This is a genomic window from Pseudoalteromonas sp. UBA2102, from assembly GCF_002331165.1.
Taxonomy (GTDB): Bacteria; Pseudomonadota; Gammaproteobacteria; order Enterobacterales; family Alteromonadaceae; genus Pseudoalteromonas; species Pseudoalteromonas atlantica.
Genome location: NZ_DCYU01000146.1, coordinates 40,235 through 63,004, shown reverse-complemented (window position 1 = coordinate 63,004; position 22,770 = coordinate 40,235). Strand labels below are relative to the sequence as shown.

The following is a 22,770-nucleotide window of genomic DNA, read 5'->3' as shown; positions in this document are numbered from 1 at the left end:
GGTTTTTACTTAGCCCACTAGGTTACAAACCTCGCGCCGCGATTTAATCGCCCCTAGATTGAACAAATTTCAATCCGCAAAAATCAACACGCCCTCAGTTTGGCTGATTCTACAGACACCAAGCCATCGTTTTTACCTTTAAAATAATGCTGTGTCAGGGGGGATGCTTTAGTACCGGCTATTACGCCTAAATCAATGTCCAGCTCATTTATGGTGTTGCCCAAACTCTTACTGCCTGTAATTAGAGATTGGCTTACACCGCCGGCTATATGCATTAACCATGAACCATTTAAATGATTAGCTAATTCGCTGCCTTTGTTAGGCGTACCAATTAACACGACATTTCCAAGTGTATTACCATTAAATACCCGAGGGTTATTTTGCAAGTAGGCTCTAATAACTAAGCCACCTAGGGAGTGGCCGACAAAATGTACTTTACTCGCATTAGCAATACATGCATTAATTTGTGTGGTTGTTTGCGTAAATACAGCCTCAACACTTTGCCCTAAAGAGGCGTAATTTAGGCTGCATACTTTATAATGAGCACGTTTAAGCTGTTGGGCAAAATATCGCATTGCCCAATCGCTTCTGCCTAATCCATGGGCAAGTACTACCAGCTCATCATTAGGTTTATACTGTACAGGGGGATTATTGGTACTTTTACAGCCGGTTAGGAAAAGTAAAAGTATTAGGCCGATTACTAATGGTTTTTCATTACTTTTACACCCTACATACGCTCGCTATTAGCAATTATATTGTCCATTTAAAAGCAGTGTGCTGCTCAGTAACCGCCCATAATTTGCTTAGCACAGGCTGATCTAAAGCAAACGGCTCAAGTTTGCATATTCCTACGGGGCCGCTCCAATTCCATCTTCCTGATGGGCCATAATACGCACGTTGTTTTAGGTTATGCTCGGTGGCACACATAACCTCAGGGTATGCACCTTGCTCTGCCGATTGCGCTAAGCCCATTTTTACTATTAGTGACCAGGTAAATCGGGTTGCAAAGTTAACATTATCGCCAATAAGAGAGGTATTAGCTGCACCTGGGTGACACACAAACACCTGCACATTTTTATTGGCGGCGGCTATTTTATTTTGCAGCTCATAAGCAAACATCATTTGTGCAAGTTTACTGTGGCAGTAGGTCTTATTTGGGTGGTAGTTTTTATTCCAATTCATGTCATCAAATTGAATCGTTTTAAGCCCCATTTTGTAGCCTTCACTGGCCACTACGACAATACGCCCGCTAGATTGCTCTATTTTATTAAATAGCAAACCACACAGTAAAAAGTGCCCATAGTGGTTAACCCCTAACTGACTTTCAAAGCCGTCTTTAGTAAATTGCTGAGTCGCGACCTGCGCAATAGCGCCGTTACAAATAAGTGCATCTATGTGTGGCACAGCTTGTAATACCTCGTTGGCTGCATGGCGTACTGATGCAAGCTCTGCTAGGTCCATTTTTATAAAGCTCACATCGGTACTATTGCCAAACTCCTGTTTTAACTTAGCAATAGCTTCATCTGATTTTAAAGGGTTACGATTGAGCATAACTACTTTTGCGCCTTTAGCGAGTAATAGTCGGGTTGCTTCAAAGCCTGCGCCTGTATTTGCTCCCGTTATTAGATAGCATTTACCAACTAAAGAACTGAGTTGGTCGGGAGTCCAGCCAGAAGGGCCAAATGGGTTAGTTGCGCTCATTAGTTAAATTCCTATCAATAGTTAAGTATAAATATGCAGTACAGGGCTATGCATATTGCTCTAAAGTGCTTGTTAGGTAATATAACTCTCGCCACCAGGTGTAACTAGGCGATATCCTCTTTAAAATATGCCTATTTGTATCGCTGCATTGAGAATGTGTATTTACGGTGCTAGATTGGATTTATTCTATATTTAAAAGGTATGGGTGAATGAGCAAACACCACATTAAGCAACTTATACAAAATAGCCTGTCTTTTAACGATGTAAACAACGATGAAAATTATACCCAAGGGCTAATAGAAACGGGTATTAAAGGTGTTCAGTTGTTTAAAGTAACGCATGCTATGCGCTGTGCACCTGCGGTATACGAGCCGTGTATTGTTGCTATAGTCAGTGGCACTAAAGAAGCCATACTCGATGGTAAGCATTTTATATACGATGAAAATAATTATATGTGCTGCCCTATGTCTATGCCGGTAGAAGCGGGTACACCCACGGCTTCACCTGAGAACCCCTTGCTAGGCGTTATTGTATCGCTAGATACAAAAGTGATGACCGAATTATCTATTACCATGGCTGCACAAGGTGTAAAAAAACACGCATCAGGGGCCAAAACGCAAGGGCTTACACTCGCAGCATGGGATGACTCATTTACCGATTCATTACTAAGATTGCTGCAACTTGTAGGCAACCCTGTAGATATTGCGGTTTTAGGTGAAGGGCGACTGCGAGAATTATATTACGCCATATTAAACGGACAGGCAGGTAGTAGTGTGCACCAAGCCTTTGGCGTAGGAAACGACATAGCACGCTCAATTGATTATTTGGCATCTCGATTAGATGAAACCATAACCATAGACGATATGGCAGCAAAAATTGGCGTAAGTAGGGCAGTTTTGCATCGAAAATTTAAGGATGCGACCAGTATGTCGCCGATTCAATTTGTTAAATCTATGCGCTTAAATACCGCTGCGATGAAAATTGCAGCGGGTATGAACGTAAGTTCGGCGGCCATGTCGGTAGGCTATGTTAGCTCATCACAATTTAGCCGAGAATTTAAACGCATGTATGGGCAATCGCCAAAGCAGTGGAGCCAAGCAAAAGAGTTACCTCAGGAGCTTGTTGAGCAATCGATTGCTCAAACAGTTGATCAAACAACCAGCCTGAGGGATTGATCATGGATAATATAGTCATTTTTAGGGTTGTTGGTGCGGTATTAATTATTTTTGGCATAGTGTTAGCTGCCAACCCTGAGCTGATAAGCAATAAGCCAGTTCCTAATGATATTTTTAAGGCCGTAGAGCGCAGAATTTGGTGGGGGTTATTTATTGGTTTTGGCTTATTGCTGCAATTTCATCATCAGCTTGTACCTTGGCAAGCTAGCATAGCGGCAACACTGTCATCGTTACTCGTAGGACTATTAATTGCAAGGCTTATTGGCATTATGTTAGATGGCTCGGTAGCAAAACAGTGGCTAAATGTGGGTATTGAAATAGTGATATTGGCGCCTCTAATTTGGTGGTATTTAAAAGTACGCACTTAGTATCAGAGTTAAACCGCTATAAATCTTAGTATTGCCTTAGAGTGTAACGCTTAATACCTTTAAGGCATGATAAGCAAACAAAGGCGTTTACCCATGAGCCTTACTTTGAGTTAGCGCCATTTCTTCAGACCAAGGTACATAGAGTGCAGGAGTTAAGTTTTTATTATCGGCCAAAATTACTTTCGCGATTGGCCGTCCGAAATATTCAGCTGGCTCAAATGAGCAAATATCTTTTAGATTAATTGAAATATAACAATTTGCTTTTTTGATTAATAAAGCTGATTCATCCATACGTGCATGAACTGTTATTTGTAAGTTCATGTAAGGAACCATCGATACTATGTGTTCACCTAAGTGAAATCTTTCTCGCTGTATCTCATCTCCTATTGCTTTTAAATAGTTAATATATGCTTTCCAACGCTTTAAAATTAATAAGGTTAAAAATGAAATAAAACAAATTAGGCTTAAAAGAATCGAATGAAATACAGAAAATTGACCCAAATAATAAAATGCACCCGCCAGTATAAGTACAACAGCTAAATTTAATAATGACCACTTATTTGGCTGAAATTTTGAATGATTACTTTGCAAAATACATCCTTGAAGTTATGTGGTTTCTTACAGCGCTAACGCAGAAACCTCCTTAAATTATTATTCACTATTAATAGCAGATTGTATGTTTTTTTACCACCTTTAGCCTGAGTCATATTCGATAACCAGAGATACAATAATATTAACTATTGCTATATTAAAAAAATCTTTTAACTAGGAGTCCCTTTTTAATAGCAAAGCAGAAAAAGAGCTAACTCCTCGCTTTGCTCTTTTACTTAGCTTATTACTCCCTCAGATAATTATTTTTTAAATAGTTGTGATTATTTCAGCGATACTGCGAATAACTAGATAAGACGACTATGTGAGTACTATCGTGCAGCTAAAATGATTATATAAATGTGTACAGGCTATGTTGCATTAGCCAAAGCGCCGCACTTTATTACTTTTAAAAACAGATGCATTAGCACTTAAACACAATAAAACTGCGATGAAAAAATACGTGATGAGATTAATTTAGATGATGGATTTATGCGTAAATGAACACCAATAAAAAAGCACTGTTTGCTCAAACAATGGAGCAGCATAAAGGCATTATTTATAAAATAGTTAACTCGTACTGTCAAAACCAACACGACAGGCAAGACCTAGCGCAAGAAATACTCACCACAATGTGGCTTGCTTATGAAAATTACGACAAAGACTATAAGTTTTCTACGTGGATGTACCGAATAGCACTGAATGTGGCGATTTCATATTACCGCAAAGACAGTAAACGAGAAGATAAAGCCAATGAAAGTGAGCAGTGCATTGTGCACATAGCCGACCTCTCAGCGCACAATGATAAAAGCGAAGAGGTTAAGCAGCTTTATGAATTTATAGCAAAGCTCGATAAGTTAAATAAAGCCATAGTATTGCTGTATTTAGAAGGCGAACCCCATCAAAGCATAGCGACGAGTTTAGGCATAAGTAAAACCAACGTCGCTACGCGAATTGGCCGCATTAAAGAAACACTAAAAAATCAATTTGAAAAACAGGGGGCTTAATATGAATTTAGATAACATTAAAAACACATGGCAGCAGCAAAATAGTGTTAACGAATCGGCCATTACAATAAACCAATCACTGCTGAGCGAAACAAAAGTGAATAAACAAATGAAAGAGCTTAATGCTATGAAGTGGGCACGTATTATTGAAAGCGCAGCCTTCTTTTTTATTATTGTTTTATTGGGGCAGTATATTGCAAATAACTTTAGTGTTTCAGCGCCTTCAATATCTGCGTTGATACTGAGTGTATTTTCCATTGCTGGCCTTGCAGGTAATATTGGCCAAATAGTGCATATTGCTAACATTGATTATGCAAAGCCAATTAGCCAACTACAAAAAGACGTTTACCGCCTTTGCTCACATAAATTACAACTAATTAAGTTGTTATTTATGTCTGCACCTTTTTATATGGCTTATGTTTTTATTGGCTTTGATGTGCTATTTGAAATTGACTTGTTTGCACACCTAGAGCAACACATGGTTTGGTTTTACAGCGTGTCATCGCTTCTACTTTTAATAATTACAAGCTGCGTATTAGCTAAACTAAACTACACAAATATTAAAGCGCCTTGGGTTAAACGCACCATTGCATTTATTGTCGGTGAGCGTTTAGTAAATATGGCGCAATTTATAAATAATATAGACTCGACAGACAGCTAATTAATTAGCTGTCTTACTTTAAAAATACCCAAAACAGAGTTATTCGAGGTTATTCTATTTTTTCTTTAAACTCACACAAGTCTTCAATAATACAGCTGCCGCATTTAGGCTTGCGTGCTACGCAGGTATAGCGTCCGTGTAGTATTAACCAGTGGTGTACGTCTACTTTAAATTCTTTAGGAACAACCTTTTCAAGTTTTTGCTCAACGGCGACTACATCTTTGCCCATAGCAAATTTTGTGCGGTTTGAAACACGAAAAATATGCGTGTCTACGGCAATGGTTGGCCAGCCGAAAGCTGTGTTGAGCACGACATTTGCGGTTTTTCGGCCAACACCGGGTAGGGCTTCTAGAGCTTCGCGGTTCTCGGGAACAATGCCGTTATGTTGATCAACCAATATTTGGCACATTTTGTACACGTTTGCGGCTTTTGAATTAAACAAGCCAATGGTTTTTATATAATCGCGAAGCGCATCGTGGCCAATATCTAAAATGGCTTGTGGCGTATTAGCAACCGGAAATAATTTACGGGTGGCTTTATTTACCCCTACATCGGTGGCTTGTGCAGAGAGCGTAACGGCTACTAGTAGCTCAAATGGGCTTGAATATTCAAGCTCGGTTTCTGGGTGTGGGTTATCATCGCGTAGGCGCGAGAGTATTTGGTGACGTTTTTCTTTATTCATGCAACTTAAAACGCATTAGCTAATAGCGTTAATGCGTTTTCCCCTTAAGTTAAGCTAGTAACACGTGCGCGTGGGCCTTTTTCGGCTTCTGGCGGCGTTACTTGTTTTGATTTTATTTGTGCGTCAATAACATTTTTTGCTGCTATTAGCAGCCCAAGCCCTAAAAAGGCGCCGGGTGGTAAAATAGCGAGTAAAAACTGGCTATCGAAACTAAATATTTCCAAGCGTAGGCTTTGTGCCCATGGCCCTAGAAGCAAATCGGCTCCATCAAATAATGTACCTTGGCCTATCAGTTCGCGCATTGCACCGAGTACTAACAGTACGGCCATAAAGCCTAAGCCCATCATTAGGCCGTCGAATGCAGACAGGTGAACAGGGTTTTTAGAGGCATATGCCTCTGCACGGCCAATAATGGCGCAGTTAGTTACTATTAGTGGAATAAATATGCCTAATGATTGATACAAGCCAAAGGTGTACGCATTCATAAGTAGCTGAACTATGGTCACAAAGCCTGCAATAATCATGACAAATACCGGAATACGAATGTCTTTAGGCACCCAATTACGCACAACTGAAACAGTAATATTAGAGCCTACTAAAACTAATAAAGTAGCTAACCCTAGGCCGAGCGCGTTGGTTACAGTTGATGTAACAGCTAAAAGCGGGCATAAACCGAGTAGCTGTACTAGCGCGGGGTTATTAGCCCATACGCCTTCTTTGTATAAGGTTTTTAACTCACTCATTGGGTTACCTCTTGGCAAGCATTAGGCTGTTTAAAAATGGCGTCAAAGTTAGTTTTTGCAAATAATACGGCATTTTTTACCGAGCCTACCACGGCGCGAGGGGTAATTGTTGCGCCGGTAAATTGGTCAAACTGGCCACCATCCTTTTTTACCGCCCAACGGGCATCGTCTTCACTTTGAACCGTTAAATCGTTAAATGTAGTGATCCACAGCGACTTTTTAACTTCTACTTTATCGCCTAAGCCGGGCGTCTCTTCGTGCTTAGTAGTACGAACGCCGGCAATGGTGCCATCAGCAAGTACGGCGGTTAATAAGTTAATATCGCCACTGTAACCACTAGGTGTTATGTGTCTTATTACAAGTGCAACAGGTTGCTGATTTTTATAAGCGCGGTAAATAACTTGCTCGGGGTAAGGACCCAGTTGTTCATCGCTCATAATTACGCAATTTGTATTGAGCTGATTATCGTAGCTGCTTGGGTTTAATACCTCTTGTAATTGTGAGGTTAGTTGCAAGCGTTCTTGCTCGGCAATCTTATCGGCGGTAAAGGCATCAATTGAGGCAACTAAGCCTGTTGTTATCAGTGCAAAGGCGGTTAATATCGCGCCATTTTTAGCCATTGATGAAATAATCATTTTACTGCTCCGTGGCCATAAGTGCGTGGTTGGGTGTAGTAATCAATCAGCGGTACGGCAATATTAATTAATAATACACTAAAGGCTACCGCATCAGGGAAGCCACCAAAGGTGCGAATTAAATACACCAACAAGCCAATTAACGCACCATAAATTAAGCGCCCTTTATTGGTGGTTGCAGCCGAAACAGGATCGGTGGCGATAAAAAATGCGCCCATCATGGTTGCGCCACTTAATAAATGAAATACCATACCCGGCTCGGTACCCGGCGCGGCAATATAGCCAATGGCACTGCACAGCGCTAGTGAGCCTATAAAGCTTACTGGAATATGCCCGTTTATAATGTTAGCTTTTAATAGGTATAAACCACCGGCTAAAAAGCTTAGGTTAACCCATAGCCAACCAAGCCCAGCCCATTGAGAAAAAATCGGTTTTTGCATGCTTTCGCTAACAGTTAGACCATGAGCTACATCGGTTTTAACTGTATCAAGCGGGGTGGCCATGGTGAGGCCATCAACGCCGGCACGGACTTGATCAACACTAAAGCCCAGAGCGGTAAAATCAGTAAATATAAGGCGTAATTGGTCAATAAAGCCAATTGGGGCATTAAGTAAATCGGTAACGGGTAACCAAGCGGTCATTTGCACCGGAAACGAGACTAAAAGTAGTACGTATGCGGCCATTGCTGGGTTAAATAAGTTAAACCCAAGCCCACCATAAAGTTGCTTTACAATCACAATGGCAAATAAACAGCCAATAATAATGACCCACCAAGGCGCCAGCGGCGGAATACTCAGTGCTAACAGCACACCAGTAAGCCAAGCACTACCATCACTCAATGCAGGCCAAACAGGGCGTTTACGCATTAACATAATGGCTGCTTCAAATACGCTTACAGCAACAAGTGCCAGTACTAACTGAATAAGTACGCCAGTCCCAAAAAATACCACTTGCGCTATTAGCCCAGGAATACACGCAGCAATTACGGTTAGCATTAATCGCGTTAACGACTTATGGCTATGGTTGTGCGGCGAACTGGCCATGGTTAATTTCATGACTGATCATTTCCTTCTTTTTGTAACTTTTTAGCTTTGGCGCGCGCTATTGCGGCGGCCACGGCGGCTTTTTTCTTCTCTGCTGCAGTTTGCTCAGAGGCCGTTTTCTCAGAGTTTGAACCGCTGCTGGTTTGTGGCTCATTGCTGTGTTCAGGTGCGCTGTGTTCACTTGCTGCTGATTGCTCTGCTTCTTTAGCGGCTTTTTTTGCTTTAGCACGGGCAATAGCAGCAGCTACGGCCGCTTTTTTGTCATCAGCAGGAGAGCGTGTTTGTGAGTTTTCAGGCTCAACTTCACCTGTTTGCTCAGCAGCACTTGGCTCATCTGATTGCTGGGATTGCGCAGCCGCTTTAGCGGCTTTTTTAGCTTTAGCACGCGCAATAGCTGCAGCTACCGCTGCTTTTTTATCATCTGCGGCCGCGGGGGCTTCATCGCTTTGTGGCTCTGCATTTTGCTCAGCTTGCGCCGCTTTTTTAGCTTTAGCACGCGCAATAGCAGCAGCTACCGCAGCTTTTTTGTCATCAGCTGGGGCGGGCGCTTCATCGCTTTGTGGCTCTGCACTTTGCTCAGCTTTCGCCGCTTTTTTAGTTTTAGCACGGGCAATGGCAGCAGCTACCGCAGCTTTTTTGTCATCAGCTGGGGCGGGCGCTTCATCGCTTTGTAGCTCAGCATTTTGCTCAGCTTGCGCCGCTTTTTTCGCTTTAGCACGGGCAATAGCAGCAGCTACCGCTGCTTTTTTATCATCAGGTGCGGCGGTTGCTTCATCGTTTTGTGGCTCTGCACTTTGCTCAGCTTGCGCCGCTTTTTTCGCTTTAGCGCGGGCAATAGCAGCAGCTACGGCTGACTTTTTATCATCAGGTGTTGGTGATGACTCGCCCTCGGCAGCTTTTTGTTCTTTATATTTACGTGCTTTTTCTTTACGTAGTGCACGCTCTTTAGCTACTTCACTGTTATCTGGCTCTAGCTCTTCACCTTGCTGTTTTTTTGCTTTGGCGCGGGCAATTGCAGCGGCTACAGCTGATTTTTCATCGCCATCCGATGATTTGCTCTTAACGCGGGCAAGGGCATCCGCTACTTTTTGCTTTTCATCTGATGTTTTTGCCGCTGGTTTACGTTTATGGCGGTTTTGACGTTCTTGTTGCTCGCGCTCTAGGCGTTCTTTACGGGCGTCAAAGCGCTCTTTTGCTCTATCGGCTTTAATTTTTTCGGCTTGCTGCTCTTTTATTTCTACTTTTGCTACGCGGTAATACTGCACCAATGGAATTTCGCTTGGGCATACATACGCACACGCGCCACATTCAATACAATCAAATAAGTTGTGCTCTTGTAATTTGTCGTATTCTTTTGATTTTGCAAACCATTGTAATTGCTGTGGTAATAACGAAGCAGGGCAGGCATCTGCACAGGCACTACAACGTATACAGGCTTTTTCAGGCCCAGGCTCAGCCAGCTCTTTATGATCGGGGGCTAAAATACAGTTGGTGGTTTTAATTACCCCAATACGCACAGTCGGTAAGGTAAAGCCCATCATCGGCCCGCCCATTACAACGCGCTGCTGGGGTACGGGTGAAAAACCTTGGCAATCAAGCAGGTGCTTAACTTCGGTGCCTAATAATGCCCATACATTACCTGCATTATGAATGGTGTTACCTGTTACTGTAACAACGCGCTCTATAAGCGGTTTACCTTCGTACACCGCTTGTTGCACAGCAAACAAAGTTCCTGTGTTGTGCACTAAAATACCAATATCGGCAGGAATACCGCCACTGGGTACTTCACGGTTTGTAAGTAATTTAATTAATTGTTTTTCGCCGCCCGATGGATAAACAGTAGGCACCGTTTGAATAACAATATTGGCGTTGTGCTCTGCGGCACTTTTCATAGCCGCTATGGCTTCGGGCTTATTATCTTCAATGCCAACAATACACAGTGTCGGGTTTAAAATTTGTTGCATTAGCTCAATGCCTTGCACTACTTGCTTGGCATGTTCACGCATTAACACATCGTCGGCTGTTATGTATGGTTCGCACTCAACAGCATTAACAATTAAAAACTCAATAGGTTGTTTTATATCGGCTTTTACATAAGTAGGAAAGCCTGCTCCACCCATACCACTTATACCTGCTTGATGAATTATATCGACTAATTCATCGTGGCTAAGCTCACTTGGGTTAGGTGTTGGGGTTAGTTCGCACCATTGATCTTTGCCATCAGGCTCAATAATAATACTTAGCTCAGGTAAAGCCGATGGATGCGCCGAAGGCATAGAAGCAATATCTGTTATGGTGCCAGAGCTGGGCGCATGTACAGGCACAGACCAATTCGCAACGGGCACGGTAAGTGCTTGGCCTTTTAATACCTGTTGGCCTTTTTCTACAATTAATTTTCCGTTAGCACCAATGTGCTGTTTAATTGGTACAACTAACTTATCAGGTAGAGGAAGCCTAGCAATACGCGCACTGTTAGAGAGTGTTTTTTGTTGTGGTGGATGCACGCCGCCCGGGAATGCCCAAACAGTGCCTTTTTTAATTTGTTCAAGTAACTTTTCCACTCAAACCTCTAATCTATTTGCGTGACAGGAATAGCATCAAGTTGCCATTTCCAGTTTTGTTTTGTTTCGGCTACAGGCAGCATATCAATGCAATCTACAGGGCAGGGCTCTACACATAAATCGCAGCCGGTACATTCTTCTATTAGTACAGTGTGCATTTGGCGTGTAGCACCAACAATGGCATCCACAGGGCATGCCTGAATACACTTAGTACAGCCTATGCACTCGTCTTCGCGAATATAGGCCACTGTTTTTATCGGCTCTGCTTGTTCGCCACCGGCAAGCGGTTTAGGCTCTACGCCCATTAAATCGGCCAGCTTTTTAACCGTTGCTTCACCGCCTGGTGGGCATTTATTAATTTCATCCCCGTTGGCGATTGCCTCAGCGTAGGGGCGACAGCCCGGATAGCCACACTGGCCACACTGGGTTTGCGGTAAAATGGTATCTATTTGCTCAACAATTGGGTCGCCTTCTACACGAAAGCGAATAGCTGCAAAGCCTAAAATAAGTCCAAAAACAAGCGCTAGCGAGCCAAGCGCTATCAAGGCATACATTAAGGTCATATTAAAACTTCACTAATCCGGTAAAACCCATAAACGCCATCGACATTAAGCCGGCGGTGATCATGGCTATTGAGGCGCCTTTAAACGGGGTAGGAACATCTGCAGCAGCAAGGCGTTCGCGCAGCGCTGCAAATAATACAAGTACTAATGAAAAGCCAACGGCTGCGCCAAAACCATACACGGCCGATTGTAAAAAGGTGTGATCTTCTTTTATATTAAGAAGCGCAACACCTAATACCGCACAGTTAGTGGTGATCAGCGGTAAAAATATACCCAGTAAACGGTATAGAGTCGGGCTAGTTTTACGCACAACCATTTCGGTAAATTGCACCACAACGGCAATCACTAAAATAAAGCTCATGGTGCGTAAAAATTCGATATCTAGCGGCGCTAAAATATATTGATTAACTAAATAGCTTGTAACAGAGGCAAGAGTAAGCACAAACGTGGTTGCTAAAGACATACCAATAGCGGTATCAAGCTTGCCTGATACACCCATAAATGGACATAAGCCTAAAAATTGTACTAATACAAAGTTATTAACTAGAACGGTTCCAATCAATAACAAGACATATTCTGTCATGTGTGCCTCGCGCTATTAAAATCCTGTGTATTATCCTTTTTTCTGCCCCGATAAACAACATATGCGAGTCGTTATCAGTTAAATAAACACAGTAAAATAATTAAGCGATCACAAAGCTGTAAAATTTATGTGATTTTAAAGTAAGCGAAAAATTAAACAGCTAAACGCAAAAAAGAGCACATGTGCTCTTTTTTACTTTAATTAAGGAGAGGTGCTAAATATCTTTAGGTTTTTCTATGTAATAACCTTGTACGCCGTCTAGGCAAAGCGTTTCTACTATGTGTTTTTCTTCTTGGCTTTCAACGCCCTCTGCAAACACACTCACACCAATGCGGTGGGCTAAATCAACCATTAGGCGCATAAAGTATTGATTGTTTTTATCATCTTCTAGGCCGCGGGTGTAACTTGCATCCATTTTAATAAAGTCTGGTTTTAAATCACGGAAAAACTTAAACGACGTTAGTCCTACACCAAAGCGTTCAACCGTTACGCGGGCACCTACGCGATGCACCATATCAATAAAACGTTTACTGGCTTTAATATTTTGCTGTAGGCCAAACTCACTTACTTCAAATACTAATTTAGAGGCTATATGCGTATCTTTTAATAAGCGGCGCTCTAACCAAATAACAAATTGATCGTTATGTGCACTTGAGGCGGTTACATTCAGGCCAAAAAACTTTTCAGAGAGGTTACGGCTTTTAATTTTTTCAAGTGATGAGTCAATAATTAAGCGGTCAATTTCTATGGCCATATCGAGTTTTTCAGCCATGGCTAAAAACGAGGCCGTAGGAAGCACTTGGTTATCTTCGGTTTTAAAGCGCACTTGTATCTCTGCATACGCCTTAATGCTTTTACCCAGCGGCATAATATTTTGCATTACTAAGTGAACACGTTTTGATTCAATCACTTCGTTAATCACTTTACGCCAGTTTTGGTTACCAAACCCTGCACTTACATTATTAACTAAATCGGTTTCGCGCTGCACATGCCATGCATTTACTTGCTTAGATTGCGCCATGCTCATTGCGTTATCGACAACCGATAATAGCTCACCCAGCGGTTTGCCTTTTTCGTAGCCCACAATACCTGTGTTAGCCACAGAGCTTAGCTCTTGGTTTTGTTGATATTGAGTAAAGCGCGATTGCAGGTTTTCACCAAAACGCTCTGCTTCTTTAAGTGGGGTATTAGGTAGTACAATGGCAAAGTCTGAGCTATTTAGCCTAAATACTTGGCTGCCGGTGTAAGTGCCGCTTATATGCTTAATTATATCCGCCACACCTTTAACGTAGTCATCACCTTTTTGGTAGCCACGGCTTTGGTTTATAGTTTGCAGCTCACTACAGCGTACAAGCGCTAACGAACCAAACGTACTGCGCTCACTGTTCTCGATGTGTTTTTCGTAATATTCAACAAACATATTACGGTTACCTAATTCAGTAATTACATCTTTATAGGCTTCTTGTTTGATACTTAGGGCAGCGTTTTGAATATCATCATTTTTATTTTTTAAAAAATGCGAAAGGCGATTAAAGCTCGGGACTAAATCTTTACCTAGCTTTTTCATTTTACTGGCATCAAGTGCGGTGTCTAAGTCGTCGCCAATTTGATTTTGGTTAATGTAAATGTCTATTACATCGGCAACGGTCATGCTGATATTTTTATTTAAGCTATGAAAAATAGACTTCATTAATATGATAGGAATAATCACTAAAAAGGCAGAAATAAATATAACTATAAATAAAGAGGTTTGTAGCTGCTGCGCTAAACGATCAATGTTGAGGGTAAATTCTACTTTTATATCTGCAGCGTCGTTAACGGCAAACTGTGGGCGAACAGAATTAAAGCTAGATTGAATAAATTCAGCAAACATGGGTAGCTGGGTAGGGGAGTTAACTGAAAATACCTCAGCCCCTTGGTAGTCTCTTAGTATAAAGCTTGAAAACGTTTTACCATCGCCAATCGCTTTTTTTATACTTTCAGGCGAAAGCTCATCACTAGTTAAGCTGTTAATGTAACGTGTTACGCTGGTTTGCGCTGAAGTTTGTGCTTCACTTACTGCATTATTAAAGCTTACAGATATGAAGTAGCTTCCAGCCGCAACACATACAAGCCAAGACAGGATTTGTATAAAAATAAGTTTTTTAAAGCCAGCCATGTTATCAATCTTTTAATAGTTCAAAAGGAAAGGAATCAGGTCCTTGATCATTCAACTAATAGCAACACATTAGAATAGATATTATGTTTTAGTTATAAAGCAGAAGAGTAGTGGAAAATTACTGAAATGTCTATGAAATTCTTATGATTGGCTCCCCCTCCCCGACTCGAACGGGGGACCTGCGGATTAACAGTCCGTCGCTCTAACCAACTGAGCTAAGGGGGAACAAATAGAGATGTAATTTTATGATTTGGCTCCCCCTCCCCGACTCGAACGGGGGACCTGCGGATTAACAGTCCGTCGCTCTAACCAACTGAGCTAAGGGGGAACTACATCATAAACATAAACTTGGCTCCCCCTCCCCGACTCGAACGGGGGACCTGCGGATTAACAGTCCGTCGCTCTAACCAACTGAGCTAAGGGGGAATCGTTTATGATTGAAAAACTTGGCTCCCCCTCCCCGACTCGAACGGGGGACCTGCGGATTAACAGTCCGTCGCTCTAACCAACTGAGCTAAGGGGGAAGCGTCATGCCTTTCAACGGGGCGAAATATTAATGATGGAGCCGCAAAGTGTCAACATATAAAAGTCATAAATTTAAAAAAGAAGTTTATTCGTTGTTTTTATGTTCGATCTGCGCATTTTATAACTCTATTTATGCAAAACACGGCGGTAAATCTCTATTTAGACTCACACCAATGTGAAAAAAACAGCGCCCATAAAATAGCCATTGTTTAATTTATGTGTAAAAAATGCCGCTGAGACAAAATTTATCGCGGCAAATCAGTAAATTTGTATTTAACCTGGTTGTCATAAAACCGAGTATAAATTTAGCTAGCAGATCTTTTTAAAAAATCCAGCAGGGTAGTTTTTTCGTATTACGGTATTTAAGAGAGGTTAAACTAATAAAGCCGTGGCTGGGAACTTTATTTTAAAAAGCTGTACAAAAACAAAACAATCAATAAGTTGCTAAATATTTGCGTTAACTAATTAAGTCACTTATAGCTGTATTAGGCACAAAGATTTGGCTTAGCTTAATTTTTTGTTTGCAAGCATTGATAAGTTTTTAACTTTAACTTTGAGCAAAGGTTGGACCTGAGCTGAATTTTAGCCAGCGCGCAAGCCTTTATAAATGCGGGCTCAGCTGAGTTATCCACGGTTTCTGTGGATAACTCTGTTTATGAAACTTTAAGAACACTGTCCCGACCAGAGTTTTAGGGCGCTACAACGATTTCAAGCTTTTAAAACGATTTTTTTATTACTATAAAAAACATAGGGTTATAAATGCATGCTGAATTACCATGCAACGATGAGTAAATTAATTCGTTACGATAAAGATTAATACCGCGCTGTGTAAAAATTCAGCGAATTTGCAGGGTTAAATGTTAAAAAAGTAATAAAAATGTTCACTTATTGTTTTTTGGCGCTCTAAGGGCGTATTTGTGCACAAATACTTAAAAATTCAACTTTAGCTATTTTTTTAATTGTTGCTTTATTATTAGTATGAAATCCATTGATAAATCCGTGGCTTGAATTGCTATGATGCTTTAAAATGGCTCGCTCAGTAAAAGAGGCTTATTTATTCCATGCGCGAAACTTCACATTCTCAATCACGCCCAGATTTACTTAACGATCCTATCTTGCCTACATTGAAAAAAATGACCATTCCGATGATATTTGGCATGGTCACGCTAATGATGTTCAATATAGTTGATACATTTTTTATCAGTATGTTGGGCACAGAGCCCCTTGCGGCGGTAAGCTTTACGTTTCCGGTAACCTTTACGGTAATAAGCCTAGCCATAGGTTTAGGTATTGGCACATCAGCGGTGATAGCGAAAGCCTTAGGCAGTAATAAAATAGAAGAGGCGCGTTTTGATGCCAGTGTGTCGCTTATTGTGGCGCTACTATTAGTTATTTTACTTTCGTTTATTGGATATTTACTAATCGACCCAATATTCACTTTATTAGGGGCCGGACAATTAGTGCTGCCACTTATTCATGAATATATGAATATTTGGTTTATTGGCAGCGTATTTTTAATTACCCCCATGATAGGTAATTCGGTATTACGAGCCAGTGGCGATACTAAAACACCCAGTATAGTAATGGGTGGGGCAGGGCTGATTAATGCCATACTCGATCCTATTTTAATATTTGGCTGGGGCCCAGTACCGGCACTAGGCATTCAAGGTGCCGCTATTGCCAGTGTTATTGCTTGGGGCGTAGCGGTTATCATTATTTTATATGTGCTGGGTGTTAAAAAGCGACTATTAAGCTTAAAAGCCGGTAATCAAACTGCGGCAAGTGCAATTAAAAAAGTACTTAAAATAGGTTTACCCGCAGCGGGGGCTAACATGCTTACCCCAGTAGCAATGGCTGTGATGACCGCACTCGTTGCCAATCATGGACCCGAAGCGGTTGCCGCTTTTGGTGTGGGCAGCCGTATTGAATCAATTGCCAGTATTTTAGTGCTGGCTTTGTCGATGACATTGCCTCCTTTTGTTAGCCAAAACTTTGGGGCGGGTAAATTAGGCCGCGTAAAAGAGGCGTACATTGGTACGCTTAAATTTGTGATGATATGGCAATTTGCTATTTATATTTTACTCATTGCGCTGTCAGGGGTAATAAGCCAATTATTTGGTAAAGAACAAGCTGTAATCGATGTTATTAAGCTCTTTATATACACCATACCGCTAAGTTATGGTTTTCAAGGGGTGATCATTTTATCAAATTCATCGTTTAATGCTTTACACAAACCTATGAATGCATTGTTTTTAAGTATTATTCGTTTGTTTGTGTTTTATCTGCCTTTTGCTTATGTAGGCAGTATGCTAGGTGGCTTGATTGGTTTATTTATTGGCGCTGCAATCGGTAATGTATTCACAGGGTTAGTCGCGTACAAATGGTTTGTAAAAGAGCTAGATGCAATATGCAGTAACACGGTAACGGAGTAAATGAATGAGTGATCACTTTGAGCTAAAGTCACAATTTAAACCCGCGGGCGATCAACCCACAGCGATTAAACAGCTTGAAGAAGGCTTAGAAGCCGGGCTTGCGCATCAAACCTTACTCGGTGCTACAGGTACAGGTAAAACATTTACCATGGCCAATATTATTAGCGATTTAAATCGCCCAACAATAATAATGGCGCATAATAAAACACTAGCCGCGCAGTTGTATGGAGAAATGAAAGAGTTTTTTCCTAATAATGCAGTTGAGTATTTTGTATCTTACTACGATTACTACCAGCCAGAAGCCTACGTGGTTGCCAGCGATACGTTTATAGAAAAAGACGCCTCTATTAATGAGCACATAGAGCAAATGCGTTTAAGTGCTACTAAGGCATTGCTTGAGCGCCGCGATACCATAATAGTGGCCTCTGTGTCGGCTATTTATGGTTTGGGCGACCCCGACTCATACATGAAAATGATGCTGCTTTTAAAAGTAGGCGAACAGGTCGACCAACGCGATATGCTGCGCCGCTTAGCTGAGCTGCAATATACCCGTAACGACATTGACTTTAGCCGTGGTACTTACCGTGTACGTGGCGAAGTTGTTGATATATTTCCTGCTGAGTCAGACACCTATGCAGTACGCGTAGAAATGTTTGATGACGAAATAGAGCGCCTTAGTATTTTTGATCCCCTTACTGGTGCGGTAGAAAAACACATAGTACGTGCCACTATTTACCCTAAAACGCACTACGTAACGCCTCGCGAAAAAATTCTTGATGCCATAGAAAAAATAAAAGCAGAGCTTAAAGAACGCAGAGCACAATTATTAAGTGCCAATAAATTAGTAGAAGAGCAGCGCATAGCGCAGCGTACACAATACGACATAGAAATGATGACCGAGCTTGGTTATTGCTCGGGCATAGAAAACTACAGCCGTTATTTGTCGGGGCGTACACCGGGCGATCCACCACCCACATTACTCGATTATCTTCCTGATGATGCATTGATGATCATCGATGAATCGCACGTAACCGTATCGCAAATAGGTGCCATGTATAAAGGCGATAGAAGCCGTAAAGAAAACCTAGTTGAATATGGCTTTAGAATGCCATCGGCGATGGATAACCGCCCATTGCGCTTTGAAGAATTTGAAGCCATAGCACCGCAAACTATTTATGTATCGGCAACGCCGGGTGATTTTGAATTAGAGCGCAGCGCAGGCGAAGTAGCAGAGCAAGTTATACGCCCAACGGGCCTGTTAGACCCAGAAATAGAAATACGCCCTGTAGGCACTCAAGTAGATGATTTACTCTCAGAAATTTATAAATGTGTAGAAAAAGGTGAGCGAGTACTGGTAACCACCCTTACCAAGCGTATGTCGGAAGATTTAACCGATTACTTAAGCGAGCACAACGTAAAAGTGCGTTACCTGCACTCAGACATAGACACAGTAGAACGCGTTGAAATAATTCGTGATTTACGCGCCGGTGTGTTTGATGTGTTAGTGGGTATTAACTTATTACGAGAAGGCTTAGATATGCCCGAAGTGGCGCTAGTTGCCATTTTAGATGCCGATAAAGAAGGCTTTTTACGCTCAGCACGTTCGCTTATTCAAACCATTGGTCGTGCTGCTCGCCACCTCGACGGGCGCGCCATTTTATACGCCGATAAAGTCACTAAATCGATGGACAAAGCGATTAGCGAAACCCAGCGCCGCCGCGAAATACAACACGCCTTTAATATAGAGCACGGCATTGAGCCGCAAGCCTTGGTTAAAAAGATCACCGATATTATGGATGTGGGCGAAGAAGCCGCACCACAAGATAACCTTAAGCTGGTACGTAAAGAGTCTAAAAAAATACTCAGTGCGAAAGAAATTGCCTCACAAATTAAACAGCTTGAAAGCAAAATGCATGCTTACGCCAGCGACCTTGAATTTGAAAAAGCCGCGTCTGTACGCGACGAAATACACGAACTACAACAACAGTTGATTAACTAAATGACACCCGATTTTTCGCCCCTAATAAGCGCGCTTGAAGATGCGCCATTACTACAAAACGAACTATGCCGCGTATTTCATGGCCGCGGCCATAGCGTGGCATCGCTAAGCCATATTAATTTAGACTTTTATCCGCCAAGCTTGTTTTTAATTTCTTACGATGAAATTGACGAAGCTACATTAAATACACTGACCAGTACCCTTTGGGCGTGGGCGCAGCAGCATCACCCTGAATTGATATCTGCATTGGTGTATCAACAGCGCGCGGGTGTACAAAGCAGCAATCGTTTAGTGCATGGTAATCTTCCCTCGCCACATGTGGTAAAAGAAAACGGCATTGGTTTTTTAGTGGATTTAACAAGCCGCCAAAACACCGGAATATTCCCCGATATGCGAAGTGGGCGTGAGTTTGTCTCTGCCAATAGTAAACATGCAAAAGTACTTAATTTGTTTTCATACACGTGTGGTTTTTCGCTTGCGGCAATGCAAGGCGGGGCTGATCACGTTATGAACATGGATATGAGCAAAGGCGTACTTAAAGTAGGTAAGCAAAACCACCAACTTAATGGTTTCGAGCGCGGAGTGAGTTTTTTACCGCACGATATTTTAAAGTCGTTTGGTAAATTAAAAAAAGCAGCGCCGTTTGATTTAATTATTGTAGACCCGCCAAGCTTTCAAAAGGGCAGCTTTATTCTAACTAAAGATTATCAAAAGGTGCTGCGCAGATTGCCCGAACTACTGTGCGATACCACACAGCTTTTATTATGCGCTAATAGCCCAGAGCTTAGCGAAGATGCGTTTAAAGCTTTAATAAACGAGCACACCCAAGGAGCAATAGAATTTGTTGAGCGCCTTGCACCAACGGCCCGTTTTGTAGAAGTAGACAGCAATAAAAGCTTAAAAGCGTTAGTGTATAAAACGGCGCATACCGCAACTTATACCAATTCGCAATAATACTTAATCATTTTAAGGGGCTAAACGTGTCGCTATCTGTGTTAAAAAACTCTCATTTAGAACAACTAAATAGCGACTTTTTTGCCTAGCTATCAACACGTTTTTCCAGCCTCAAAATAGATCACTTAATTAAGCTAATTGGTATTAAATGAAACTGAGTAAGCGTTTAAACGCAATTAATGCGTTAATTACTAACCCCGTTGATGTTATTTGGGATTGCTGCTGCGATCATGGTTACTTAGGCATTGCACTATTAAAGCGCCGCGCTGCAAAACAGGTTAATTTTGTAGATGTGGTAGATAAAATAATGGCCGAGCTGAGCGAGCACCTTACAAATATTAGCCAAACACTGCCAAGTGATGCGCAATATAAAGTACATTGCCAAGATGTCAGAGAAATAAAGCTCGTTCCAAATGTATTAAATACTGTGGTTATTGCAGGTGTTGGCGGCGAGCTGTTACTAAAACTTGTAGTCGGCATTATCAAAAACAATTGCGCTGCATCTGTAGCAAGCACCCGCTTTATAGTTTGCCCTATACACCATACTTATCATTTGCGCAGTGGTTTAGCCAAATTAGGCTTAGGCCTTGAAAGCGAGCAATTAATCACTGAAAACAACCGCTATTATGAGCTTATAGAGGTAAGTCAACGTAACACAACGTTGCTCACATCTACCGGTAACAGCATGTGGGATTTAAATAATGCATCGCACAGGCAATACCTTAAACAGTTACTCACTCATTATAATAAAATGCTTAATAAAGATGAGCTTTATTATCAAAAAGTTATAACAGATTATAAAAAACTCAGCGACGCTTAAAAATGGCTTATTTAGCGCTAATAGTGTGATCTAATGCAAGGTGCAAAAACGTAACATCAACATAGATTATATCGCCTTGCGCGAGTTTATTTGGTTTATGTATGTCAGATAAAAAAAGACGCATTGAGCCGCGGCTCAGTGCAGAGCAAAAATGGCAAAACAGCTACGAGCAGCCAATTTCGTATGCTCCATTAGTGCAACTTGCTAATAACAGCTGGATAGTTCCACAGCACTTTTTACGCTATAAACACACCTTACAAAGCGTTAATCAAGTGCTTCAAAATATCAATTTTTCAGCGCACTTTAGAGTGCTTGCTGCACAAAAAGATCAGCAACTTTATTTACAAGTTGCCGTACTCAGCCCCGATAATTACAAAACCAGTAGTTACGCGGGTGAGGGCACAGCAAAAAAATTACTGTTTGGCAGGCGCTGGATAGTAGAGGAAAACTTACCAACCTCCGAGCTTATTCAAACAGCGTTTTTAGCGCTTAAAATAGCGCGAGAGCACGAGGTAAGAGAGCTGTTTCAACTTACTCACAGCAATAATACCACCAGCACGCCATTTAATAATCATCATGATTTACCGGTTATGGCACAAAATGCAGAGCTTGTTATTGCACACGCGCCGCAGGGCAATGAGCAGCATTGCACAATTGAGCAGTTATTAAAACGGGTAGTATTTGCAGGTGATAAGATATCGCTAAGTGCTTTGCAGCAAATAAGCTCGCAGCAGTGGTTATACACCTTAAAATTACACTGCGACACTTGTCAGCTTACAGAATTTAATAATAAAACCTTTGCATTTTTAACCAGTGATAGCAGCGCAAATAGCTTTTTACATGGCCTTATTAATGCCCTGGTTGATATTAGTAATGAGTATGTGAGTGAGCAATTTAAATACCAAGGGTTTGCCCGATTTAGTAAACACAATTGCGTAGAAAAAATAGGTGCACTTAGTGTGGCAATGCGCTCGCCAAAAGTATTGGAGCTGTGCTCACTTGGCAAGCAACATGCAAATAAGCTTAATTTTGAAATTGATAGCTCGCGTGCGCCACAAGGTTGCGGCCAAGCTATAGATGGGTTTTTAGCTGCCCACGGTATAGAGCAGCCAGAAAATGCACATTTATACCGTTTTTAAAGGCGGTTAATTTCTTCTTTTGTGGTGTAGCTTGAGTCTGTCACTATGGCCTCAAGCGTTTGCACGCGCTCTTTTAAAGCAACCACTTGGGCACTTACCTCGGCCAGTTGTTTATTTGCATCTTGGTTGCTATCTTGCATTTTGTGTTTAAATTCAAGGTGCTTTTTGTACATATCGTAAATAACCCCAGAGCCAACCGATATAAGCACAATAAGTACTATCATTGTAGTGCCTGACATAACCACTTCCTTTTTATAGTTTTAACTGTTGCATAAAGTATAACCATATTTAGCAGCGGTTAAACCTGACAATTGTAACTTTATTTGTCGATTACAGCGTGGAGTTGTGTTCATCATTGATACACCTGCGTTATTGTTTAATAACTAATGGCATAATTAATAAGTCTATTTGAGATTAAACCGTGTGACTTTAA

General features: G+C 41.5%; 21 protein-coding genes and 4 tRNA genes. 9 read left to right on the top strand and 16 right to left on the bottom strand.

Translation table 11 applies throughout. The annotated features are described in order from the left end of the window. Positions 1–83: 83 nt before the first annotated feature. Both B2R65_RS19025 and B2R65_RS19020 read right to left on the bottom strand, forming a co-directional pair. Entirely contained in the window at positions 84–617 is a 534-nt protein-coding gene (locus tag B2R65_RS19025; RefSeq protein ID WP_273586864.1) for an alpha/beta fold hydrolase, read from the bottom strand. A 133-nt stretch (positions 618–750) separates the two neighbouring features. Next, positions 751–1,701, bottom strand: a complete 951-nt coding sequence (locus B2R65_RS19020) for an SDR family oxidoreductase (protein WP_273586743.1) — start codon at positions 1,699–1,701, stop codon at positions 751–753. A 209-nt stretch (positions 1,702–1,910) separates the two neighbouring features. On the opposite strand from B2R65_RS19020, the gene B2R65_RS19015 reads away from it, so the two are divergent. Together B2R65_RS19015 and B2R65_RS19010 are read left to right on the top strand one after the other, a co-directional pair. Further along, entirely contained in the window at positions 1,911–2,876 is a 966-nt protein-coding gene (locus B2R65_RS19015; protein WP_273586744.1) for an AraC family transcriptional regulator, read from the top strand. 2 nt (positions 2,877–2,878) lie between these two features. Next, positions 2,879–3,244, top strand: coding sequence for a DUF4345 family protein (locus B2R65_RS19010; protein ID WP_024034145.1), 366 nt, complete (start codon positions 2,879–2,881; stop codon positions 3,242–3,244). 87 nt (positions 3,245–3,331) lie between these two features. Here the strand turns inward: B2R65_RS19010 and B2R65_RS19005 are convergent, their stop codons facing one another. Continuing rightward, complete coding sequence (locus B2R65_RS19005; protein WP_273586745.1) at positions 3,332–3,835, bottom strand: hypothetical protein; 504 nt, start codon at positions 3,833–3,835, stop codon at positions 3,332–3,334. A gap of 497 nt (positions 3,836–4,332) precedes the next feature. Between B2R65_RS19005 and B2R65_RS19000 the strand changes: the two genes are divergently transcribed. Both B2R65_RS19000 and B2R65_RS18995 read left to right on the top strand, forming a co-directional pair. After that, positions 4,333–4,839, top strand: a complete 507-nt coding sequence (locus B2R65_RS19000; RefSeq protein WP_273586746.1) for a sigma-70 family RNA polymerase sigma factor — start codon at positions 4,333–4,335, stop codon at positions 4,837–4,839. Between the two features lies 1 nt (position 4,840). Next, entirely contained in the window at positions 4,841–5,500 is a 660-nt protein-coding gene (locus tag B2R65_RS18995; RefSeq protein ID WP_273586747.1) for a hypothetical protein, read from the top strand. Positions 5,501–5,549: 49 nt separating this feature from the next. Here the strand turns inward: B2R65_RS18995 and nth are convergent, their stop codons facing one another. From nth to B2R65_RS18935, 12 genes are all read right to left on the bottom strand, one after another. Then, positions 5,550–6,182, bottom strand: a complete 633-nt coding sequence (nth, locus tag B2R65_RS18990) for an endonuclease III (protein ID WP_286745321.1) — start codon at positions 6,180–6,182, stop codon at positions 5,550–5,552. A gap of 44 nt (positions 6,183–6,226) precedes the next feature. Continuing rightward, positions 6,227–6,925, bottom strand: coding sequence for an electron transport complex subunit E (locus B2R65_RS18985; protein WP_004589483.1), 699 nt, complete (start codon positions 6,923–6,925; stop codon positions 6,227–6,229). After that, positions 6,922–7,560, bottom strand: a complete 639-nt coding sequence (rsxG, locus tag B2R65_RS18980; RefSeq protein ID WP_004589482.1) for an electron transport complex subunit RsxG — start codon at positions 7,558–7,560, stop codon at positions 6,922–6,924. The genes B2R65_RS18985 and rsxG overlap by 4 nt, the downstream gene beginning before the upstream one ends. Beyond that, on the bottom strand, positions 7,557–8,615 hold the full coding sequence (gene rsxD / locus B2R65_RS18975) for an electron transport complex subunit RsxD (protein ID WP_286745318.1): 1,059 nt from the start codon (positions 8,613–8,615) through the stop codon (positions 7,557–7,559). Before rsxD ends, rsxG begins: the two co-directional genes overlap by 4 nt. Then, the gene (rsxC, locus tag B2R65_RS18970) at positions 8,612–11,164 is read right to left on the bottom strand and encodes an electron transport complex subunit RsxC (RefSeq protein WP_286745316.1); all 2,553 of its coding nucleotides are present in this window, start codon (positions 11,162–11,164) and stop codon (positions 8,612–8,614) included. Before rsxC ends, rsxD begins: the two co-directional genes overlap by 4 nt. 8 nt (positions 11,165–11,172) lie before the next feature. Further along, entirely contained in the window at positions 11,173–11,727 is a 555-nt protein-coding gene (gene rsxB, locus B2R65_RS18965) for an electron transport complex subunit RsxB (RefSeq protein WP_004589479.1), read from the bottom strand. Position 11,728: 1 nt separating this feature from the next. Further along, positions 11,729–12,310, bottom strand: coding sequence for an electron transport complex subunit RsxA (rsxA, locus tag B2R65_RS18960; protein WP_004589478.1), 582 nt, complete (start codon positions 12,308–12,310; stop codon positions 11,729–11,731). A gap of 214 nt (positions 12,311–12,524) precedes the next feature. Next, positions 12,525–14,468, bottom strand: coding sequence for an EAL domain-containing protein (locus B2R65_RS18955; RefSeq protein ID WP_096739368.1), 1,944 nt, complete (start codon positions 14,466–14,468; stop codon positions 12,525–12,527). A gap of 148 nt (positions 14,469–14,616) precedes the next feature. Beyond that, positions 14,617–14,693, bottom strand: a tRNA-Asn gene (locus B2R65_RS18950). 26 nt (positions 14,694–14,719) lie between these two features. Next, a tRNA-Asn gene (locus B2R65_RS18945) sits at positions 14,720–14,796 on the bottom strand. 21 nt (positions 14,797–14,817) lie between these two features. Next, a tRNA-Asn gene (locus tag B2R65_RS18940) sits at positions 14,818–14,894 on the bottom strand. A 21-nt stretch (positions 14,895–14,915) separates the two neighbouring features. Then, a tRNA-Asn gene (locus B2R65_RS18935) sits at positions 14,916–14,992 on the bottom strand. A 1,062-nt stretch (positions 14,993–16,054) separates the two neighbouring features. Here B2R65_RS18935 and B2R65_RS18930 point away from each other — a divergent pair. The 5 genes from B2R65_RS18930 (at position 16,055) to B2R65_RS18910 (ending at position 22,337) form a co-directional block, all read left to right on the top strand. Next, positions 16,055–17,425: an MATE family efflux transporter gene (locus B2R65_RS18930; RefSeq protein WP_096739369.1), complete on the top strand. Its 1,371-nt coding sequence runs from the start codon at positions 16,055–16,057 to the stop codon at positions 17,423–17,425. A 4-nt stretch (positions 17,426–17,429) separates the two neighbouring features. Then, a complete protein-coding gene (uvrB, locus tag B2R65_RS18925) occupies positions 17,430–19,424 on the top strand; it encodes an excinuclease ABC subunit UvrB (RefSeq protein ID WP_286745312.1) in 1,995 nt (664 codons plus the stop codon). Further along, positions 19,425–20,378: a class I SAM-dependent methyltransferase gene (locus B2R65_RS18920; RefSeq protein ID WP_064386656.1), complete on the top strand. Its 954-nt coding sequence runs from the start codon at positions 19,425–19,427 to the stop codon at positions 20,376–20,378. 148 nt (positions 20,379–20,526) lie between these two features. After that, positions 20,527–21,198 (top strand): tRNA (adenine(22)-N(1))-methyltransferase TrmK, encoded by a 672-nt coding sequence (locus tag B2R65_RS18915; RefSeq protein WP_286745308.1) that lies wholly within the window; start codon positions 20,527–20,529, stop codon positions 21,196–21,198. A gap of 101 nt (positions 21,199–21,299) precedes the next feature. Then, positions 21,300–22,337, top strand: a complete 1,038-nt coding sequence (locus B2R65_RS18910) for a hypothetical protein (protein ID WP_286745305.1) — start codon at positions 21,300–21,302, stop codon at positions 22,335–22,337. Here the strand turns inward: B2R65_RS18910 and B2R65_RS18905 are convergent. Continuing rightward, complete coding sequence (locus B2R65_RS18905; RefSeq protein ID WP_024034198.1) at positions 22,334–22,576, bottom strand: hypothetical protein; 243 nt, start codon at positions 22,574–22,576, stop codon at positions 22,334–22,336. The two genes, B2R65_RS18910 and B2R65_RS18905, sit on opposite strands and share 4 nt — an antisense overlap. Positions 22,577–22,770 lie beyond the last annotated feature (194 nt).

Bases quoted from the DNA above. Each gene is read 5' to 3' on its own strand.
- B2R65_RS18995 (WP_273586747.1), top strand. From the start codon at position 4,841: ATGAATTTAGATAACATTAAAAACACATGGCAGCAGCAAAATAGTGTT.
- B2R65_RS18915 (WP_286745308.1), top strand. From the start codon at position 20,527: ATGAAACTGAGTAAGCGTTTAAACGCAATTAATGCGTTAATTACTAAC.
- B2R65_RS18910 (WP_286745305.1), top strand. From the start codon at position 21,300: ATGTCAGATAAAAAAAGACGCATTGAGCCGCGGCTCAGTGCAGAGCAA.
- B2R65_RS19020 (WP_273586743.1), bottom strand. From the start codon at position 1,701: ATGAGCGCAACTAACCCATTTGGCCCTTCTGGCTGGACTCCCGACCAA.
- B2R65_RS19015 (WP_273586744.1), top strand. From the start codon at position 1,911: ATGAGCAAACACCACATTAAGCAACTTATACAAAATAGCCTGTCTTTT.
- rsxG (WP_004589482.1), bottom strand. From the start codon at position 7,560: ATGATTATTTCATCAATGGCTAAAAATGGCGCGATATTAACCGCCTTT.
- B2R65_RS18920 (WP_064386656.1), top strand. From the start codon at position 19,425: ATGACACCCGATTTTTCGCCCCTAATAAGCGCGCTTGAAGATGCGCCA.
- rsxA (WP_004589478.1), bottom strand. From the start codon at position 12,310: ATGACAGAATATGTCTTGTTATTGATTGGAACCGTTCTAGTTAATAAC.
- uvrB (WP_286745312.1), top strand. From the start codon at position 17,430: ATGAGTGATCACTTTGAGCTAAAGTCACAATTTAAACCCGCGGGCGAT.
- B2R65_RS18905 (WP_024034198.1), bottom strand. From the start codon at position 22,576: ATGTCAGGCACTACAATGATAGTACTTATTGTGCTTATATCGGTTGGC.
- B2R65_RS19010 (WP_024034145.1), top strand. From the start codon at position 2,879: ATGGATAATATAGTCATTTTTAGGGTTGTTGGTGCGGTATTAATTATT.
- B2R65_RS18930 (WP_096739369.1), top strand. From the start codon at position 16,055: ATGCGCGAAACTTCACATTCTCAATCACGCCCAGATTTACTTAACGAT.
- nth (WP_286745321.1), bottom strand. From the start codon at position 6,182: ATGAATAAAGAAAAACGTCACCAAATACTCTCGCGCCTACGCGATGAT.
- B2R65_RS19000 (WP_273586746.1), top strand. From the start codon at position 4,333: ATGAACACCAATAAAAAAGCACTGTTTGCTCAAACAATGGAGCAGCAT.
- B2R65_RS18955 (WP_096739368.1), bottom strand. From the start codon at position 14,468: ATGGCTGGCTTTAAAAAACTTATTTTTATACAAATCCTGTCTTGGCTT.
- B2R65_RS18985 (WP_004589483.1), bottom strand. From the start codon at position 6,925: ATGAGTGAGTTAAAAACCTTATACAAAGAAGGCGTATGGGCTAATAAC.
- rsxD (WP_286745318.1), bottom strand. From the start codon at position 8,615: ATGAAATTAACCATGGCCAGTTCGCCGCACAACCATAGCCATAAGTCG.
- rsxB (WP_004589479.1), bottom strand. From the start codon at position 11,727: ATGACCTTAATGTATGCCTTGATAGCGCTTGGCTCGCTAGCGCTTGTT.